This is a genomic window from Myxococcus sp. MxC21-1 (genome assembly GCF_032612255.1).
GTDB classification, from domain to species: Bacteria; Myxococcota; Myxococcia; order Myxococcales; family Myxococcaceae; genus Myxococcus; species Myxococcus virescens.
The window spans coordinates 4355002-4374179 of the sequence record NZ_CP123278.1 but is presented as its reverse complement, the minus strand read 5'-3'; the positions used below and the strand labels follow the sequence as shown (position 1 = coordinate 4374179).

Here is a 19178-nt window from a genome sequence, read left to right as displayed (position 1 = left end):
TCCGGAGGGCGCCAGGGGCGCGGGGGCCTGTCTTCCCGCGCCGCGTCCCAATGCCATGAAAAAGGGCCCGCGCCTCTCGGCGGGGCCCTGGGTGTCCAGCCAGGAACGGCCGGAGCGTCCTTACCGGCCGCGCTTGCGGCCACCACCCGACGCGGGGGCGGACTCATCGGCCGCGGGGGTCGACGGGGCCACGCGCTTCTCCGCGGCGTTCACCTGGTTGAGCAGCGTGTCCTTGTCGTCCGGCTCCAGCGTCTCGATGGCCTGGCGCAGGGTGTTGAAGTCGAGCCGGGCGATGGTGACGGTGTTGCCGCCCTTGATTTCCTGGACGGTGGGCACGCCCACCAGCTCCCGCATGTAGGTCTCGAACTCCACCCGGACGTCGGCCGTCTGCTGGATGCAGTTGTCCTTGGCGTTGACCAGGTGCTGGGTGCCCTCGCGGTAGCTCAGGTCCGGGTTGCGGTTCATCGCATCCTCGAACGTGGCGGTCCGCTTGCGGAGGGAGGAGTACAGCTCGATGTAGTCCACCAGCCGGTCCGTCTCCGGCCGGTTCACATTGCGTGCCTTGATGAGCGCCTCGGTGGAGTCCTCACAGGTGAGCTTCTCCAGCTCGGCCGCACCCGGCATCTCCTTCGCGGAGAGATTCTGGGTTTCGCGGTCCAGCCGCTCATCCGAGGAGATCTCCTTCACGCATCCGGAGGCGGACAGCAGGAGTAGGGTCGCAGCAGCGGTAGGGGCGGACAGGCGGCGGAGCATCCAGGCCTCGAACAATTGAAGGTACTTGGGCGTTGTATTCCGGAAGTTTGTAGCGATAAGGGCCCCCAGCCGTCAACGACGCCCCTCTTGGAGACCCCCAGGTGGACCTGCACGCCGAAAAAATCCTGATCCTCGATTTCGGGAGCCAGTACACCCAGCTCATCGCCCGGCGCGTCCGCGAGCTGGGCGTCTATTGCGAAATCCACCGCCCGGACCTCCCGGCGGAGGACATCCGCAAGTACGCTCCCCGCGGCATCATCCTCTCTGGCGGTCCGGCGTCCGTGGAGGCCCCGGACTCCCCCCGGTGCGACCCGTTCGTCTTCGAGGCCGGCGTCCCCGTGCTGGGCATCTGCTACGGCCTCCAGCTCACCGCCAAGCTGCTGGGCGGCAAGATTGACCGGAGCGCCCACCGCGAGTTCGGCAACGCGGAGGTGGAGGTGCTGGCCCGCCGCGGCCCCTTCGCCGAGTTCAACCCCGGGGACAGGGTCCAGGTCTGGATGAGCCACGGCGACCGGGTGGAGGCGCTGCCCCCTGGCTTCGAGGCCATTGGCCGCAGCGGCAATTCGCCCTTCGCCGCCACCGCCCACACGACGAAGCCCTGGTTCGGCGTCCAGTTCCACCCGGAGGTGGTCCACACGCCGCAGGGCAAGGCCATGCTGCGCGCCTTCGTCTTCAACGAGTGCAAGGTCAGCGGCTCGTGGACGATGAAGGGCTTCATCGACGAGGCCGTGGGCACCATCCGCCGCCAGGTGGGTGAGCACGGCCGGGTCATCTGCGCGCTGTCAGGCGGCGTGGACAGCTCCGTGGCCGCGCTGCTGCTGCACCGGGCCATTGGCCCCCGGCTCCAGTGCATCTTCGTGGACAACGGGGTGCTGCGGCAGAACGAGCGCGCCCAGGTGGAGGCGCTCTTCGTGGACCGCTTCCACGTCCCGCTGAAGACGGTGGATGCCCGCCAGCGCTTCCTGGACAAGCTGGCCGGGGTGACGGACCCGGAGAAGAAGCGGAAGATCATCGGCCGGGAGTTCATCGCCGTGTTCGAGGAGGCCGCGCGCGACGTGCAGGACGCGGAGTTCCTGGCCCAGGGCACGCTGTACCCGGACGTCATCGAGTCCGTGTCGTACAAGGGCCCCTCCGTCACCATCAAGAGCCACCACAACGTGGGCGGCCTGCCGGAGACGATGAAGCTCAAGCTGGTGGAGCCGCTGCGCGAGCTCTTCAAGGACGAGGTCCGCGCCCTGGGCCGCGAGCTGGGGCTGCCGGATGAGATGGTGTCCCGCCAGCCATTCCCCGGCCCGGGTCTGGCCATCCGCGTCCTGGGGGAAGTCACCGAGCAGCGCCTGGAGCTGGTGCGGCGCGCGGACGCCATCGTCCAGGAGGAGATTCGCAGCGCCGGCCTCTACAAGGAGGTGTGGCAGGCCTTCGCGGTGCTGCTGCCGGTGCAGAGCGTGGGCGTCATGGGCGACGAGCGCACCTACGAGTCCACCTGCGTGCTGCGCGCCGTCACCAGCGTGGACGGCATGACGGCGGACTGGGCCCGGCTGCCGTTCCCCGTGCTGGAGCGAATCTCCACGCGCATCACCAACGAGGTGCGCGGCATCAACCGCGTCGCCTACGACATCTCGTCCAAGCCCCCCGCGACCATCGAATGGGAGTAGGGCGGTAGGGCGTTTGAGGCCCTGACGCTAAAGAGGCTGCCCGGGACATGTGCCGGGCAGCCTCTTCGTGCTTCAGGGGCCCTGGCCGACCGCGCCGGGGCCCCCATCTTCGCCCGAAGGCATTACTTCGCCGGGCTGGCCTTCACGGGGGGGAGCTTGGTGCTGCCGGGACGCAGCTCCTCGAGCAGCCGCGTGGCGCCGTAGATCTTCGTCAGCGACTCGATGATGGCCTGGCTGTGGACGCTGACCGAGCGGTTGACGCTCTCGTCGAAGCCGTACTCGCCGCCCAGGGACTGGATGTTGCCGTCGAACACGATGCCGACGATCTCCGCGTCCTTGTTGATGACCGGCGAGCCGGAGTTGCCACCGATGATGTCGTTGGTGGAGACGAAGTTCATCGGCGTGGTGCCGTCCAGCGCCTTCTCGTTCTTCAGCCAGGACTTCGGCAGCGCGAAGGGCTCCTCACCCGTGGCGTGCTCGAAGGTGCCCGCCATCTGGGTGATGGGGCTGACCTGCTTGCCGTTCTCCGAGTAGCCCTTCACCGCGCCGTAGGACAGGCGCAGGCTGAACGTCGCGTCCGGGTACTGGTTGGTGCCGTAGATTTCGAACTTGGACTTGGCCACCAGCTCGCTGTTCTTGCGGATGACGGACTCGACGTTCTCCTCGTACGTCTTGCGGATGGCGCGCATGTCCGGGTCCACCGCGACGGCCAGCTGAATCATCGGGTCCTTGGAGGCCGCGATGGCCGCCTTGCCGCCCTTGTAGAGCGCCTGGCGGACCTTCACGTCACGCAGCTTGGTGCCCTTCACCAGCCGGGCGGCCAGCTTCTCCGGGGACTCCTTGCCCAGCACCTTCTTCACGAAGGGGTGGTCGGAGCCCAGCTCCTCGCGCATCTTGGTGAGGCCGAACGTCAGGCGGGCAATCTCCAGCTCCGGGTAGACGGGAGCCGGGCTGAACAGCTGGGCCTCCAGCGCCGGGACGTTGGCCTGGTTGAACTCACGCAGGCGCTCGCCGTTCGCCTTCGGGAGCTCCTCGGCGCCGCGCACCAGCGTGCGGGCCACCTGGAAGAGCGTGGAGGACAGGCCGCCACCGTTCTCCATGTACGTCAGGTCCTGACGGATGTTGCGCAGCTGCGCCTGGGCCTTGGCGATCTCATCCCACGCCGCGGCGTACTTCTTCTTCATCTCCGGGTTGGCTTCGACCTTCTTGCGCAGGTCCTGCTCCGCGGCGACCTTCTGCGCGAAGAACGTCTTGTCCAGCAGGGCCTCGTGACGGCCCTTGAGCGCCTTCACCGAGTTCTCCACGCCGAACAGCAGGTTGGTGGAGATGCGGCGCTGCTCGGCGCCACGGCGGCCGAACTCCGTCAGCATGCCGCGCATCTCGGAGAGCGTCATCAGCGTCTTGGGCAGCACCACGTCACGCTGGAACTCCAGCTCCGCGATGGTGAGGCCACGCGAGGTGCGGCCCGGGTGACCGGAGATGAAGGTCAGCTCGCCTTCCTGCGCGCCCTTGTCGGACCACTTGAAGAAGTTGTTCGTCGTCGCCGGCTTGCCGTCCTCGTAGACGCGCAGGAACGTCACGTCGAGGTCGTAGCGGGGGAACTCGAAGTTGTCCGGGTCGCCACCGAAGAACGCGATGGCGTGCTCGGGCGCCATCACCAGGCGGACGTCCTGGAAGCGCTTGTACTCGTAGAGGTTGTACTGGCCGCCCTGGTACAGGGTGACCACGTCGCAGCGGGCCTTGGCGTTGCCGGCGGAGCAGGCCTGCTCCAGCTCGGACATCTTCGCCTTCAGCGTGTCGGCGTACTTCTTACCGGTCAGGCCCTGGGTGGCCTTGTTCAGCGTCTCCGTGACGTCGGTGATCTTGACCAGCTGGTTGATCTCCATCGCCGGACACTGGGTCTCCTCGCCCTGCGTCTTCGCGTAGAAGCCGTTGGCGATGTAGTCCTTCTTCGCCGTGGAGAGCTGGTCGATACAGCCGCGCGCGCAGTGATGATTCGTCATCACCAGGCCGTTGGCGGACACGAAGCTGGCCGAGCATCCACCCGCCAGACGCGCCGAGGACAGGCGCACGTTGTCCAGCCACTGCTGGGAAGGCTCGAAGCCGTACTTCTCCTTCACCTTCGCGGAGGGAAAGTTGTTGTAGGTCCACATGCCCTCGTCGGCCATCGCGGGAGCCGCGCCGAGGAGGGTGGCAATCACGAACAAACGCTTCATGAAACGGTCCTTTCCAGGGCCATGGGTGTCGCGGTTCTGCGGGAAGCTCCTGGCTGGGTCAAGCCAGTAAAAAACAGGGAAGATTTCCCGGGGAACCCAACATGCAAGCAGGCTGCTGATTCCCGCCGCCAGAGGTTGGATTCCGAGGAGAAACCGACCTTGAATCAGGCCCATTGAGGAACAACGTGACGCGGAGGAAAAAGTCGCATTCGCGTCTGGATTTCCCGTCAACGCGACGTGTCATCCGGCTGCGTTCCATGCCTGGGATTCCGCATCCCGCGCCTGGGACGCGGAAGTCCCGACGTCATTCCTTCCGGAGCGCCTGAAGCGGGTCCATCCGGATCGCCCGCCGGGCCGGAATCCAGCAGGCGAGCAACGCCACGGCCGCCAGCAGCGCGGCCACGGCCCCGAACGTCCACGGATCCCGCGCGCTGACGCCGTGAAGCTGGCTTGCGAGCACCTGGGACAGGACCCACGCCGCCCCAAGTCCTACCCCGAGGCCCACGGCCGTCATCCCCGCGCCCTGGCCCAGGACGAGCCGAAGCAGGTCCGCGGGCCGGGCACCGAGCGCCATCCGGACGCCCAGCTCCCGCGTGCGCTGGACGACCCGGAGCGAGATGACCCCGTAGAGGCCGTAGGCGGCGAGCAGGACGGCAAGGACCGCAAAACCGCCAAGCAGCCCCAGGACGAGCCTGCGCATCGCCAGGGATTGCGAGATGACCTGCTCCAGGGTGAGCGCCCGGTAGACGGGCACGGTGCCATCCACGCGGCGGATGGCCTCCCGGACGGCTGGCAGCAGCGTCTCCGGCTGCACCGAGGTGCGCGCGACCAGGACGAGCCCGTCATCGCCCCAGGGCCTGCCATGAGGGACGTGGAACTCGGCGAGCGGTTCGCGCTCCAGTCCCGCCTGGCGGACATCGCCCACGACGCCGACGATGGTGTACGGCGCCGCCCCGATGCGCAGCCGCTGGCCCAGGGCACCTCCTGCCGGAAAGTGCCGGCGGGCCAGGGTTTCGTTGACGATGACCACGCCGGGCTGGTCCGGCGCGGCGTCCAGGGACGTGAAATCGCGCCCCTGGCGCAGCGGGATGCCCATGGCGGCGAAGTAGCCCGGACTGGTGGCGCGGCGCTCGGCGCGAGGTTCGTCACCGGGCTCCGGCAGAGGAGCTCCTTCGACCTGATACCGAGCGTTGTTCCAGGCCCGTTGGATGGGGAGCACGGACGTCATGCCCGCCGCGGCGACGCCCGGGAGCGCGCGAACCGCCTCCAACACCGGCTCCAAGAGCCGTCCCGGCAGCTCAGCATCCAGGCCGCCGTCCTTGAAGAACCGGTCGTCTGGGATGGACAGGTGCAGCGTGAGGACCTGCCCGGGGGCAAATCCGGTGGAAGTCCCCAGCAGGTGCAGGAAGCCGCGTCCGAGCAGGCCCGCGCCGACGAGCAGCACCAGCGATAGGGCGATCTCCACAACCACCAGCGAGGCCCCCAGGCGACGGCCGAAGCCCGGCACCGTGCTGCCATCGCCCGCGGCGGCGAGCCCACCACGGACGTCCAGCCGGGAGACCTGGAGGGCTGGAAGCAGCCCGAAGGCCAGGCCGCTGACGCTGGTGATTCCGAGGAGGAACAGGAAGGCCGCGCCGTCCAACGCGATGTCCTGACGCCGGGGCAGGCTCTCCGGCGCCAGGGCCAGCAGCGCGTCCAGACCCCAGCGCGCCAGCAAGGCCGCCAGCATGCCGCCCAGGAACGCCAGCAGGAGGCTTTCGACCAGGAGCTGCTGGACGACCCGGGCCCGGCCAGCGCCCAGGGCCAGACGAACGGCCAGTTCGCGCCGCCGGGTGCCCGCGCGGGCCAGCAGCAGATTCGCGACGTTCGTACACGCAATGAGGAGCACCAGGGCGACGGCCCCCAGCAGAACCTGGAGCGGCGCCCGCCAGGACTGCGTCTGGCTTTCATCGAGCGGAATGACCCGGGCGCTCCGATCCCGGTGGGATTCCGCCTGGGCCGCCGCGGAGTTCGCGGCGACTTGCTTCAACTGGGCCTCGGCGGAGGCCAGCGAAACGCCTGGCGCCAGCCGGGCCCGGAGGGTCAGCACCGTGGACCGGGTCCGAGCGGCGGCGTCCGGCGGAGCCACCAGGGGCAGCCACACGTCGGTGGACGCATCGAAAGACGCGGGCATCACGCCAATGACGGTGTGGGCCAGGCCATCCAGGCTCACGGAACGGCCGAGGACGGCTGAATCGGCGCCAAAACGGGCGCGCCAGAGGCGCTCGCTGAGGACCGCGACCGGGGCCTGGCCGGGCAGGTCCTCATCGAGCGCGAAAGTCCGGCCCAGCAAGGGCGGCACGCCATGAACCGTGAAGAAGTCAGCCGTTCCGCGAAGAGCCTGGAGGCGTTCAGGCGCATCCTGGACCTGGAGGGTGACGCCGCCGCCTGTGAATGCCGCCATGTGTTCGAAGGCCGGGCTGTGCTGGCACCAGGCCCAGAAAGTGGGCCAGGACACCGGGCCGCCATAGCCCTGGGGGCGCAGCTCGACGAGGCTGACCAGCCGCTCGGGTTCCGCGTACGGCAGCGGCCGGAGGAGGACCCCGTGAACCACGCTGAAGATGACGGCGTTGGCGCCAATGCCCAGCGCCAGGCACAGCACGGCGGCGGCGACGAAGCCGGGTGAGCGGCGAAAGGTGCGGAGCGCGAAGCGAACATCCGCGGCGAGCGAATCGAAGAAGGTCATGGCGGGGCGTCGGGAGTGGAACTCCTGCCGGATTCGACTGCAATCGACGGACCCGAAACCGGCCCGGACCGCCCAGAAACCAGGGCGGGGAACGGCCTGAATCGACCCCAGGTTTCGCGCCCGCTTAGTTTACATAACGCATGTTATCGGACCTTCTTTCAGAGGGAGAGGTCACGTCCTGGACGGTCATCCGCGAACCCATTGCCGCCAACCCACGGCCCGGCTGGCTGCCCGGCACTCGGTGCTTTCCGGCGTCCATCCAGGCGCATACCGTGGCCGCCGCATGCGTCTTCTTCGATTCGGACTCGTCGCCGCCACCTGCTGTGGCGCTCTCGTCCTCTCGGGCTGCCCGGACAAGCCGGCCGCCACCCCGGACTCAGGGATCGCCGAGGCACCCCAGGTCCCCGCGACGCCGCCGCCGACCCGGTTCTCACTCAGCTACCAGGCGCCGCCCAGCGCCACCGCCGTGGCACCCGCCAACGACGCGGGCGTGGCCGAGGACGCTGGAATCGCCGCCGCGGGCCTCACGGAGGTCGCCCCGGCCCCCGATGACGCCGCCATCATCGAGCCCACGTCGCTCCTGGAGCTCCGGACGTCCAGCCCGCTCAAGAACTACCGGGTCCGGCTGTTCGACGAAGCCGACCGGGCCATGGTGTCCGATGACGACGTCGAGGAATCCGAAACCGGCCTCGTCTACCGAATCCAGCTGCCGCAGCCGCTCAAGTCCGGCTTCAAGTACACCCTGGTCGTGGATGCCCAGACCGGCACCGCGTTCACCGACGGCCTGGGCCGTGACGTCGACGAGTTCCGCCAGACCCTTCAAATCGCTGGCGAAAAGGAAAAGCCAGCCCCTCCGCCCAAGCCCGCCGGCAAGAAGAAACGCCGTTGAGGCTGGGCGACCCGGGGCTGGCTTTGAATCAGCGATCCGCGACCGGCGGCAGCCCCAGCGAGCTCTTCAGCTCCCGCAGCTTGGCCTGGATGAGCTGCATGTTCTGGGGCCCCATGCGCAGCAGATGCTTCTGCGCGGGGCTCAGGTCCTCGAACTCCGGCGCCGCATAGGCATACAGCGCGCCTTCGGAAACGACTTCCACCGGGCCTTCCTGCACGGACACCTTGAGCAGATGCTGGATGGCCGCGCTCAAGGCGATGCTGAATGTCTGCCCCGGCGGCGCAATCTCCGCGTGGGCCTGGTCAATCAGCGGCTTCAGCTCACGGTACACGCTGGCCGCGGACTGCGTGTCAATGGAGCCAATCACGCGGGCCACGGTGTCATAGCGTGCGTAGCTGGCCGGATCGATGACCGTGGTGCCGTCCACCTGGGTCACCTGGAACGCCCCCGTGGGCGCCAGGAACCCGAGCACCGTGCGCGGGCTCGAACCCTCCGCGATGTTGTTCACCGCGGCCGTGAAGCGACGAACCAGGTCTTTTTCGCCCATCCACCGCGCGAGCTCGGGGTCAGGCGAAAGCTGGCTCGCCAGGCTGCGGACCTCGGCGTCCCGTTCTGGCAGCGACGTTTCCGGCATCGTTGGGGGCGCCGCGGCCGTCTCGCCAGCGGGCTCCATCGGAATCGCGGGCACCTCCGCGGGCAGTGACTCCTGACGCCGCAGACCAAAATAGGACGCCACCAACGCCAGGCCGACCAGGCCCAGGACAACGGCCAACGTCTTGCCCTTGGAGCTCTGAGCGGATTCTGGAACCTCGGCCGGCGTTGGATTCGTCGGGTCGTTCATTCATTCCTCCGTAGGTAGACCCTTCAACCTACAAACGCCTCCCCAGGTCATTCCACCAGACGACTACACTTCACACGCGCAGGTGTTCACCGTCCGGTACTCGCGAACGCACGGCTGCTGCCAGGACGGTGAACCGGGCACAATCACCCTGCCCGCTCAGCCGCCCTGCTCCATGGCCCGGACGCGAGCAAGGGTCTGCAGATCGCGCTCGGTCGGCCCCAACTCCAGGATGATGCGGCTCACGTCGTAAAGCACGTCGCCACGCTCGAAGACTGGCAGCCGGGGAACATCCTGGTTCAAGTCGTCGGCGCCGCGGTTGTACGCCACGTCCATCAGCGTCCGGAGCTGGAAGGCGTCGTACAGGTTGTACTCGACGAGGAACCGGAGGGCCTCCACATCGCCGCGGCGCTGGTACGCGCGCCACAGCAGCACCGCGTCGTAGCCATTCACGCCCTTCATGTGCGGCGGACGCTCGGCGCCAATCTTCCCTTCGATTTCCTTCAGGCCGCCGCCCATGCCCAGGCGCCGTGTCACGAACCGCAAGTCGATGTGCGCATCCGGCACCGGAAATCGCGCGGGGCCGAAGTAGTCACGCAAGACGGGCACGTCGAAGCACGAGCCGTTGAACGTCACCCACAGCCGTCGGGCCGCCATGGCCTCCGGCAGCGCGTCCATGTTCCGGCCCTGGATGAAGACGTGAAGGCCCTTCGAATCGAACAGGCTCACCACCGTGGGCGCCTGGGCCTCCCGGCCGTCCGTCTCGATATCGAAATAGACGGCGTCGTCCTGGAACTCCGGGTACAGCCGCCAGTGCTCCCGGCTCGGCAGCAGCTCGGCGAGCTTGCGCAAGTCCCGGCGGGCCAGCGCATCCTTCGCCTCGGCGATGCGCGCCCGGGCCACGTCGTCGGACTTCCGGTTGAGCGCCACCCCCTGGCCGGCTTCCGGAAAGTCATCCCAGGTGCGGATGCCGCGGGACCACAGGTCCTTCTCCCGCCAGGGACCCACACTGGGGATGTGCTGGAACGTCCGCTGCAGCATCAATCGAGCGAGCCCAGCCTTCCCGCCACCAGGTCGTCCAGGAGCGGGATGTCCGCCTCGCAGAACGGCAGTGACTGCATCTGCGCCGGCGTGTGGAACGCCAGCGCGTGGGCGCCCAGGGGCCGGGGCTCGCCCGAGACAATCCGGGCCAGGAACAACACCAACTCCACCGTCAGGTCCGGATAGGAATGCTGGCCCTCCCAGAGCCGCCGCCCCACGGCGAGCTCCACGTCCAGCTCCTCGCGGCACTCACGGGCCAGCGCGGCCTCGTCCGTCTCCCCGGCCTCCACCTTGCCGCCGGGGAACTCCCACAGCAAGGCGCGGCTCCCACCAGGGAGCCGCTGCTGCACCAGGAACTGGCGTCCATCCTCCGGCCGCGGAATCAGCGCCGCCACCACGCGGACCGTCCTGCGAGCCGGAGCCGTCACCCGTCAATCCCGTTCATGTTCAGGGAGTACAGGTAGCCGTTGTTCGACAGCACGAACAGCTGCCTGCCCGCCGCGAAAGGCGGCGCGGTGATGCCGCTCCCGGGGTTCCACGACACGCGCGAGCGCCCCGTCTTGGGCTCCAGGAACAGCAGCGAACTGGACGTGGGCACGAGCAGCATTCCCTGGGCGAACACCGGAGCGAAGGCTGCCCGTTCCCCCAGGGGATGCGACCAGAGGAGCCGCCCTGTCTCCGCCAGGTAGGCATCCACGCGGCCGTCCCCCGCGGCGAAGAGCACCTGGCCGCTGACCAGCAGCGACGTCATGCCGGCCACGGCGGTGTTCCACACCAGGTCTCCCGACTCCGCCTCGAGCGCGAAGATGCCGCTCTTGTACGAAGCGACGTAGAGCTGCCCGTTGGCGTCCATCACCGGGCTGCTGTCCACGTCCAGGAACTCGGAGCCGGCGCCGGACAGCGAGCGCTCCCAGGTGATGCCGCCGTCGTCGACGCTGAGCGCCACCACGAAGCCGTCAGAGAAGCCGATGTAGGCCACGCCTTCGCGCACCAGGGGCCGCGAAGCGCCGCGGACGGTGAATCCGGTGGGCGGATCCCGGCGGTACTGCCAGGCCCACTGCCCATCCGCGATCTTCACCGCGAAGAGCGTGTCGCTCTCCGAGGCCACGAGCACCAGGCCATTCGCGACCACGGGCACCGTGGCCAGGGCCTCACCCGCGACGTACTTCCACTTCTCCTCGCCCGAGGCCGCGTCCAGCGCGTACAGCACGCCGTCCCCGCCCGGAACATAGGCCACGCCGTCCACCACCCGGGCCCCGGCGTTGAAGCGGCTGCCCGCCTTGTACTTCCACTTCACCGGCCGTCGGGACCCACGCCGCGGGCGAACCCGTCCCGCGTGAGCGCGACGGTCGTCCGGCTGACGGCGTCATAGGCAGGCGTCGCCGTCTCACGCGGCCCGTACTCCAGCGTCTGCGGGGGCGCGAGCGCCGCCCACCAGTTGACGGAGAAGTACTCCAGCGGCGTGTTCGACGGCGGCCGGGGCAGCTCCGGATTGCCGTAGTACTGCACGCCACTGCAGCCGCCCAGAAGCCCTGCCGCCACAGCGCCACCCAGCCAACGCTTCCAGCTCACGAGCCGCATCGTCATGGCGTGTGTTTCTACCCCGCGTCCGGAACGGGTGCAGCCGCCGGAGCCTCCGGGGCAGGAACCTTCACACCTTCGGACGCCAGCACCGCCAGGCGCTCACCGGCCTGACGCGCCGCCGCCGTGTTCGGCTGCGCCGTGGTCAGCTTCGACAGCACCTGGGCCGCCTCTTCCTTCTTGCCCAGGAGGATGAGCATCCGGGCCTTGTGGTAGTCGCCCATGCCCACCAGGAACGGGCCACCCGCGGCGCCCATCTGCTCGAAGGCCTTGATGGCGTCCTCGTACTTGCCGTCCGCCTCGAGCGCGTAGCCCTGGCCCTCGAAGGCCTCCGCGCGGAGCGGATCGTTCTGGGCCGCGCCCTTGAGGTACTCGCCGAAGGCCGTCTGCGCCGCGGCGTAGTTGCCCAGCCGGAACTGCGCCTTGCCCTCGGCCAGGGCGGCCGTCACCGCGGCCGGGGTGCCGCCGTGCTGCTGGCGGAACTCGCCCAGCGACTTCACCACCGCCTCGTCGCGCTCCTTCACCGACTCGAAGGGAGGCTCCGTGTCACCGGGCTGCGCGGGCTCCACGCCCTCCACGGGCCGGTCGAGCACGGTCAGCGCCTGACCCAGCGCCTGGGAGGCCTTCTCCTCGCCGCGCTTGGAGACTTCGCTGGCGATGGCCACGCCCACGCCGCCCAGGATGAGCACGCCCGCGGCGAGTCCGATGATCTTCTGGCGCTGCGCAAGCCAGTCGCTCGCCTCGGTGCCCACCTTCTGGAAGGAGTCCGGCTGGCTGAGCTCTTTCTGGCGAATCTTCTCGGTCTTGGTGGTTCCGGCCACGTCTGGAAACCTCTTTTAAAGAGCGGCGCACTGTATGGAGCGCGCGCCGCGAGTGTCAACGCACTGACGCCTCAGCGCTTCCCCTGGCGTTGAGGCCGCTTGCGGGCCTCGCGCTTGGCCTGCCCGGGCCGGCCCTTGAAGATGAGCCGGATGGGCACGCGCAGGTCGAACGTCTTGCGCAGCTGGTTGGTGATGTACCGCTTGTACATGTCCGGAACGCCGTCCGGATGGTTCACGGTGATGGTGAAGGTCGGCGGCGCCGCCGCCACCTGGGCGATGTAGTACATGCGCAGCGGCTTGCCCCGGACGATGGGCGCCGGGTGGTTGTCCACCATGTGGTCCAGCAGCCGGTTGAGCTGCGGGGTGGGCGCCCGGAAGCGGAACTGGTCGGCGAGCTCCGTCGCCACGTCCACGACCTTCTCCACCTTGGAGCCCGTCAGCGCGGAGGTGAAGAGGATGGGCGCGTAGCCCACGAACTTGAGCGAGTGCTTGAGGGACTCGCGGTAGGTCTCCTGCCGGCGCTGGTCCGCGCCCACCAGGTCCCACTTGTTCACCACGATGACCAGGGCGCGGCCCCGCTCCTCGGCCAGGCCCGCCAGCTTGGCGTCCTGGTCCACCGCCGGCTCCGTGGCGTCCATCAGCAGCACCGCCACGTCGCTGCGCTCCATCACCTTGAGCGCGGCCACGACGGAGAACTGCTCCACGCGCTGGGCAATGGACTTCTTGCGCCGGATGCCCGCCGTGTCGGTGAGCAGCAGCTTGCGGTCCTTGTACGTGAGCTCGGAGTCCACCGGATCCCGCGTGGTCCCCGCCACGTCACTGGCCACCACCCGCTTCTCCTTCAGGATGGCGTTGACCAGGGTGCTCTTGCCCACGTTGGGCCGGCCGATGATGGCCAGGCGGATGATGCCGTCGTCGGGCGGCGCCTCCGCGTCCTCGCCCTCTTCCTTGGGCGGCAGCCTGGCGACGACCGAGTCGAACAGCTCCTGCATGCCCAGGCCGTGCTCGGCGGACAGGGCCTGCACGTCGCCCAGGCCCAGGCGGTAGAACTCACCGGCCAGCGCCTGCATCTGCCCGGACGTGTTGTCCAGCTTGTTGGCGGCCAGCACCACCGGCTTGCCGCTCTTGCGCAGGTAGTTGGCCACGGCCTCGTCCGCGGCGGTGAGGCCCGCCCGGGCGTCGGTGACGAAGACGATGACGTCACATTCGTCCACGGCCAGCTGCGCCTGCTCCCGCACCTGCTGGAGGAGCTGGTCCTCGTCACCGGGCACGAAGCCGCCGGTGTCGATGAAGGTGAACTGGCGGCCTTCCCACTCCGCGTCCGCGTAGTGGCGATCCCGCGTCACGCCGGGCTCGTCCTGCACCAGCGCGATGCGCCGGCCCACGAGCCGATTGAACAGCGTGCTCTTGCCCACGTTGGGGCGTCCGACAATTGCGACCAGGGGCTTCATTTCAGTCGTATCCCAGCTTCTTGAGGCCTTCGGGGCGCTCGCTCCAACGCGGTTCCACGCGGACGCGCAGGTCCAGGTACACATGCGCGCCCAGCAACCGCTGCACGGACTTGCGCGCGTCGGTGCCAATGGTCTTCAGCATCTGCCCCTGCTTGCCGATGATGATGGCCTTCTGGCTGTCGCGCTCCACGAAGATGGACGCGGCGATGCGGATGAGCCCGCCCAGTTGGTTCGGCGGCGTGCCCGGCCGGGGCTCGCGCTCGGATTCGTCGAAGATGTCCACCACCACGGCCGTGGAGTACGGAATCTCCTGGCGGCAGTGCCGCAGCACCTGCTCGCGGATGTACTCGGCCACCAGCGCGCGCTCCTGCTGGTCGGTGAGCATGTCCTCGTCGAAGACGTTCTCGCCTTCCGGCAGGTGTCCCAGGACGGTGTGGAACAGCCGCTCCACGCCGTCCTTCTCCCGGGCGGAGATGGGGACCACCTCCGCGAAGGGGAACTCCTGGCGGTACAGGTCGATGAGCGGCAGGAGCTGCGCCTTGGAGACGCTGTCGATCTTGTTGATGACCAGGAAGGTCGGCTTGCCGATCTTCTGCAGCCGGTCGAGGATGGCGCGGTTGCCCGGGCTCACCTCGGGCTTCTCGCTCGCCGGCGGCTCGATGAGGAAGAGGACCAGGTCCACCTCCTCCGCCGCCTGGAGCGCCACCTCGACCATGTAGCGGTTCAGCTCGCCCTTGGCCTGGTGGATGCCCGGCGTGTCGATGAACGCCACCTGCCCTTCCGGACGGGTGACGACGCCGAGGATGCGGTTGCGCGTCGTCTGCGGCTTGGGGGAGACGATGGCGATCTTTTCGCCCGTCAGTGCATTGAGCAGCGTGCTCTTGCCCACGTTGGGGCGCCCGATGAGGGCGGCGAAGCCGCTGCGGTGTGTCTTGGGGGGGGCCATTGCTTCGGAGGTGATCTGGGACGCCGCGTACCGCGGAGGCCCGAAAAGGGAACGTCTGGACAGCGCCTATAACAACCCACCGCCCGCCCGGTCATGCCAGGACGGGCGGCGAGCGGACAGGCTACGGCTGGGTCGTCGAAATGGTCAGCTTGTTGATGACCACGGGCTGGCGGGGGCGGTCATCCCCGTCGCGCGGCACGCCGGCGATCTTCTCCACCACGTCGTAGCCGCTGAGCACCTCACCGAAGATGGTGTGCTTGTTGTTGAGGTAGGTCGGCTTGGACGTGGTGATGAAGAACTGGCTTCCGTTGGTGTTGGGGCGGCCGATGTTCGCCGTGGCCAGCAGACCCACTTTGTCGAAGGTCCGCCCGCTCTGGTACTCGTCGTCCACGTTGAAGCCCGGGCCGCCGCGGCCGGTGCCCGTGGGGTCACCGCCCTGAATCATGAAACCCGGAATCACGCGGTGGAAGATGATGCCGTCGTAGTACGGGCGCTGCGTCTTCTCACCCGTCTTCGGGTCCTGGAAGGGCAGCTCGCCCGTCGCCAGCCCCACGAAGCTGCTCACCGTCTTCGGCGCGTCCTTCGCGAACAGCTTCACCACGATCTGCCCCTGCGTGGTGTCGAAGGTGGCGTAAAGGTCATTGCCCGCGCGGGCCTCGTCCAACATTCCCATGCTACCCTCCCGTGTGGGGGTCCGTCCGAGGACGAACCCGGTCATGTGTCACGGCCTTGGTGAAACCGTCTTCGCGCCCGCGTCCTTCTGGGGCGCCGCTTCCTTGCTCGCCGCGGGGGCCGTCACGCCCGCGGGAGCCTTGTCACCCAGCACCACGCGGGTGAGCACCACCGCGGTGCGCGGGCGGTCCCGGTTGTCCCGAGGCAGGTTGCTGATCTTCTCCACCACGTCATAGCCGCGGAGCACCTCACCGAAGATGGTGTGCCTGCCGGCGAGGTGTCCTGGCGTGGAGGTGGTGATGAAGAACTGGCTGCCGTTGGTGTTGGGCCCCGCGTTGGCCATGGCCAGCAGGCCCACCTTGTCGAAGGTCCGGCCGCTCTGGAACTCGTCCGCGAAGCGGTAGCCCGGATCGCCGAAGCCGGTGCCCGTGGGGTCACCGCCCTGAATCATGAAGCCCGGAATCACGCGGTGGAACACCGTGCCGTCATACAGCGGCTTCTTCGACATCTTCTCCGTCTTCGGGTCCCGCCATGCCTTCTCACCGGCGGCCAGGCCCACGAAGTTGGCCACCGTCTTGGGCGCGTCCTTGGCGAAGAGCCGGACGACGATGGTGCCCTCGCTCGTCTGGAGCGTGGCGTACAGGTCCTTGCCGGCCGCGGCCTTCCGGGTCCACTTGCCGGAGTCAGCGGCGAGGACGGAGCCCGCCAGCAGGCAGGTCACCAGCGCGAGCGTCTTTCGGAGGGAGGCGGGGGGCATGTCGGCGCGGCACCTTACGCGCCGCCCCCTGCCCCATCCAAGGGGTTTCACGCCGGGGTGTCGTGTCGCGGCGTTCCGGGCGGGGGGGAGGTGGGACACGCGGCGTCTTCCCGCAGCTTCTCCAGCGTCGCCTGCGCGGCGGACTGCTCCGCCTCCTTCTTGCTCCGGCCGGTGGCCCGGGCGAAGGCCGTTTCCCCCAGCATCAGCTCCACCTCGAACACCTTGGAGTGTTCCGGACCGGACTCCGAGACGACGCGGTAGCGAGGCTGGAGCTTGAGCCGCTCGTGGGCCATCTCCTGGAGCAGCGTCTTGTAGTCGAGCCGCCCCTGGCCGCTGGAGACCTCGTCCAGCAGGTCCGCGAAATACCGGTCCACCAGCGCCACCGCGGCGTCCAGGCCGCTGGTGAGGAACACCGCGGCGAAGACGGCCTCCAGCGCGTCCGCCAGGACGGAGTTCTTCTCCCGGCCGCCGGACATGAGCTCGCCCCGCCCCAGCAGCAGCAGGTCGCCCAGCGGGATGGTCCGGGCCACGCGGGCCAGACCGTCCTCGTTGACGACGCGGGCGCGCATCTTCGTCAGGTCGCCTTCGGGGAGTCCCGGGCAGCGCGCCATCAACCGGTGGCTGACGGCCAGGTTGACCACCGAGTCGCCCAGGAACTCCAGGCGCTGGTTGTCCTTCAGCTCCTTGTCCCGCGTCTCGTTGACGTACGTCTTGTGCGTCAGGGCCTCCAGCGCCGTCTCCATCCGGGAGAAGCTCAACCCCAACCGCGACTCCAACAACTGCACCCGCTCGGACGGGCTCATCTTGTCCGCACCACTCAAACGCATCACTCCTGAGGTGCGTCCGGGCCCACCAGCCTCACGGCTGCGGGAGGGACCTTCAACAGGTCCGCCACCATCCGCACGATGCCTGGGAACTCATCCAGCTCGAACCGTCCCGCCCATTCCTTGCCCTGCGGACCCGCCAGCAGCCCCCGGAAGGTGCGGCCCGCCACCCTGGCGGCGGCGAAGCGGTACGGGCGGCCCTCCACCTGCAACTGCGCCAGCAGCTCCAGGCTGCTGCGGGGAGGCAATAGCGCCTCCGCGCCGAACTTCTCCACGATGTCGGAGAAGCGCACCAGCCCGGCGCCCACCGGCGCGGCCTGCGGACGGGCCGCCGGCTCGCCAAAGAGCGCGACCAGGTAGCCCGTCAGCGCCGCCCGCTCGCGGAACTCCGACAGCTCCAGCGTGTGGCCGCCGCCGGTGGCCGGTCTTCCTTCCCCGGGCCACGCGGGCCACGCGGAAGTTGCCCAGCCGGTCCGACACCAGCGTGACGGCCAGCTCACCGTCCACCACCTCCGTGGACAGCTCCAGCGTCTCCGGCTCCACGCGCGGCGTCAGCCCCAGCACCTGGAGCTCCGCGGAGCGGCGCTGGACGTGGAAGATGTGCTCGTTGAATGCGTCCGCGAGCAGCGCCTCGATGTCGGCGACGTCGCTGAGCGCGCCCACCAGGATGGGGGCCAGCCCCACCACGGCAGGCGGCGCGATGGGGATGAGACGGTCCCCCATCACCTGGAAGGTCACCTCGGGGATGAAGGCCCGGGTGACGGGATTGACCAGCGGGGACGACTCAAGGTCCAGCACCGCCTCGGTGCCGGCCGCGTCCTCCCGCAACTGCAGCCCGAGACCTTCCAGCCGCGCGGTGTCCATCAAGCCCCTTTGAAGGTTTCCCGGGCGATGATTGTACGCTGGATCTCGCTGGTTCCCTCGCCGATCTCACACAGCTTGGCGTCGCGCAGGTAGCGCTCGACCGGGAACTCGCGGGTGTAACCGTACCCACCGTGGATCTGCACGGCCTTGTTGCAAGCCCGCATGGCGGCCTCGGAGGCGAACAGCTTCCCCATGGAGGCCTCGCGCGAGTACGGCTTGCCTTCGTCGGCCAGCTTCGCGGCGCGGTGGACCAGGAGCCGGGCGGCGTCCAGCTCCGTCTTCATGTCCGCCATCATCCAGCGCAGTCCCTGGAACTCGCTGATGGGCTGGCCGAACGCGGTGCGCTCGCGCGAGTAGCCAATGGACTCCTCCAGGGCGCCCCGGCCCAGGCCCACCGCCAGCGCGCCGATGGTGATGCGGCCGCGGTCCAGGATCTTCATCGTGTCGATGAAGCCGTGGTCCAGCTCCCCCACGCGCGCCGAGTCCGGCACCTCCACGTTCTCCAGGACGAGCTCGGCCGTGTCCGACGAACGCATGCCCAGCTTCCCGTGGATGGCGCGCTGGCTGAAGCCCGGCAGGCCCTTCTCCAGCAGGAAGGCGGTGATGCCCTTCTGCCGCTTCTGCGGCGAGGTGACGGCCAGCACCACGAACACGTCACCCACCGTGCCCTGGGTGATGAACATCTTGGCGCCGTTGAGCACCCAGCCGTCGCCCTTGCGGACTGCCGTGGTCTTCATGCTCGACGCGTCCGATCCGGACCCCGGCTCCGTCAGGCCCCACGCGCCCAGGTACTCACCCGTGGCCAGCTTGGGCAGGTACTTCTGGCGCTGCGCGTCCGAACCGAAGACGCGCAGGTGGCTGGTGCCCAGGCCGTTGTGGCTGGCCACCGTCAGCGCCAGCGAGCCGTCGTAGCGGGCGATCTCCTCCACCGCCACCGCCACGGCGAGCGAGTCCATGGCCGCTCCGCCGAACTCCTCGGCGACGAGCATGCCCATGACCCCGAGCTGCCCCAGCTCCCGAACGACTTCCATGGGGAACTTCTCGTCCTTGTCCCACTCACGGGCATACGGCTTCACCCGCCGTTCGCAGAAGTCACGGATGGAGGACTGGAGGGCGCGATGGCTTTCTGGAAGGTCAAAATCCAT

At 68.7% G+C, this 19178-nt stretch carries 15 protein-coding genes and 2 pseudogenes; 2 read left to right on the top strand and 15 right to left on the bottom strand.

The features are described from left to right. Positions 1–120 precede the first annotated feature (120 nt). On the bottom strand, positions 121–768 hold the full coding sequence (locus QEG98_RS19855) for a hypothetical protein (protein WP_141589745.1): 648 nt from the start codon (positions 766–768) through the stop codon (positions 121–123). Positions 769–854: 86 nt separating this feature from the next. Between QEG98_RS19855 and guaA the strand changes: the two genes are divergently transcribed. Further along, complete coding sequence (guaA, locus tag QEG98_RS19850; RefSeq protein ID WP_090492628.1) at positions 855–2408, top strand: glutamine-hydrolyzing GMP synthase; 1554 nt, start codon at positions 855–857, stop codon at positions 2406–2408. Positions 2409–2530: 122 nt separating this feature from the next. Here guaA and QEG98_RS19845 read toward each other — a convergent pair whose 3' ends face one another. Both QEG98_RS19845 and QEG98_RS19840 read right to left on the bottom strand, forming a co-directional pair. Then, positions 2531–4624 carry a S46 family peptidase gene (locus QEG98_RS19845; protein WP_090492626.1) on the bottom strand — a complete coding sequence of 698 codons (2094 nt, stop codon included), beginning with the start codon at positions 4622–4624 and terminating at the stop codon, positions 2531–2533. A 304-nt stretch (positions 4625–4928) separates the two neighbouring features. Continuing rightward, positions 4929–7349: an ABC transporter permease gene (locus QEG98_RS19840; protein WP_316567718.1), complete on the bottom strand. Its 2421-nt coding sequence runs from the start codon at positions 7347–7349 to the stop codon at positions 4929–4931. A gap of 283 nt (positions 7350–7632) precedes the next feature. Between QEG98_RS19840 and QEG98_RS19835 the strand changes: the two genes are divergently transcribed. Beyond that, entirely contained in the window at positions 7633–8238 is a 606-nt protein-coding gene (locus tag QEG98_RS19835; RefSeq protein WP_316567717.1) for a hypothetical protein, read from the top strand. 28 nt (positions 8239–8266) lie between these two features. Here QEG98_RS19835 and QEG98_RS19830 read toward each other — a convergent pair whose 3' ends face one another. From QEG98_RS19830 to QEG98_RS19775, 12 genes and pseudogenes are all read right to left on the bottom strand, one after another. Further along, entirely contained in the window at positions 8267–9079 is an 813-nt protein-coding gene (locus tag QEG98_RS19830) for a DUF3014 domain-containing protein (protein ID WP_316567716.1), read from the bottom strand. Between the two features lie 156 nt (positions 9080–9235). Beyond that, complete coding sequence (locus QEG98_RS19825) at positions 9236–10117, bottom strand: ribonuclease H-like domain-containing protein (RefSeq protein ID WP_090492618.1); 882 nt, start codon at positions 10115–10117, stop codon at positions 9236–9238. Then, on the bottom strand, positions 10117–10545 hold the full coding sequence (locus QEG98_RS19820) for a (deoxy)nucleoside triphosphate pyrophosphohydrolase (RefSeq protein ID WP_316567715.1): 429 nt from the start codon (positions 10543–10545) through the stop codon (positions 10117–10119). Before QEG98_RS19820 ends, QEG98_RS19825 begins: the two co-directional genes overlap by 1 nt. Further along, positions 10542–11704: pseudogene (locus tag QEG98_RS19815) on the bottom strand (PQQ-binding-like beta-propeller repeat protein). The gene QEG98_RS19820 and the pseudogene QEG98_RS19815 overlap by 4 nt, the downstream one beginning before the upstream one ends. A gap of 11 nt (positions 11705–11715) precedes the next feature. After that, a complete protein-coding gene (locus tag QEG98_RS19810; RefSeq protein WP_316567714.1) occupies positions 11716–12519 on the bottom strand; it encodes a tetratricopeptide repeat protein in 804 nt (267 codons plus the stop codon). A 71-nt stretch (positions 12520–12590) separates the two neighbouring features. Beyond that, positions 12591–13970, bottom strand: a complete 1380-nt coding sequence (der, locus tag QEG98_RS19805; RefSeq protein WP_011553779.1) for a ribosome biogenesis GTPase Der — start codon at positions 13968–13970, stop codon at positions 12591–12593. A 1-nt stretch (position 13971) separates the two neighbouring features. Continuing rightward, positions 13972–14916: a GTPase Era gene (gene era, locus QEG98_RS19800; protein ID WP_316567713.1), complete on the bottom strand. Its 945-nt coding sequence runs from the start codon at positions 14914–14916 to the stop codon at positions 13972–13974. Positions 14917–15037: 121 nt separating this feature from the next. Further along, entirely contained in the window at positions 15038–15634 is a 597-nt protein-coding gene (locus tag QEG98_RS19795; protein WP_141589737.1) for a peptidylprolyl isomerase, read from the bottom strand. 3 nt (positions 15635–15637) lie between these two features. Next, positions 15638–16345, bottom strand: a complete 708-nt coding sequence (locus QEG98_RS19790; RefSeq protein ID WP_316567712.1) for a peptidylprolyl isomerase — start codon at positions 16343–16345, stop codon at positions 15638–15640. Positions 16346–16392: 47 nt separating this feature from the next. Continuing rightward, positions 16393–17175, bottom strand: coding sequence for a ribonuclease III (gene rnc, locus QEG98_RS19785; RefSeq protein WP_090492604.1), 783 nt, complete (start codon positions 17173–17175; stop codon positions 16393–16395). Then, positions 17172–18033, bottom strand: a pseudogene (locus QEG98_RS19780) (hypothetical protein). Before QEG98_RS19780 ends, rnc begins: the two are co-directional and overlap by 4 nt. Then, the gene (locus QEG98_RS19775; protein WP_090492602.1) at positions 18033–19178 is read right to left on the bottom strand and encodes an acyl-CoA dehydrogenase family protein; all 1146 of its coding nucleotides are present in this window, start codon (positions 19176–19178) and stop codon (positions 18033–18035) included. Before QEG98_RS19775 ends, QEG98_RS19780 begins: the two are co-directional and overlap by 1 nt.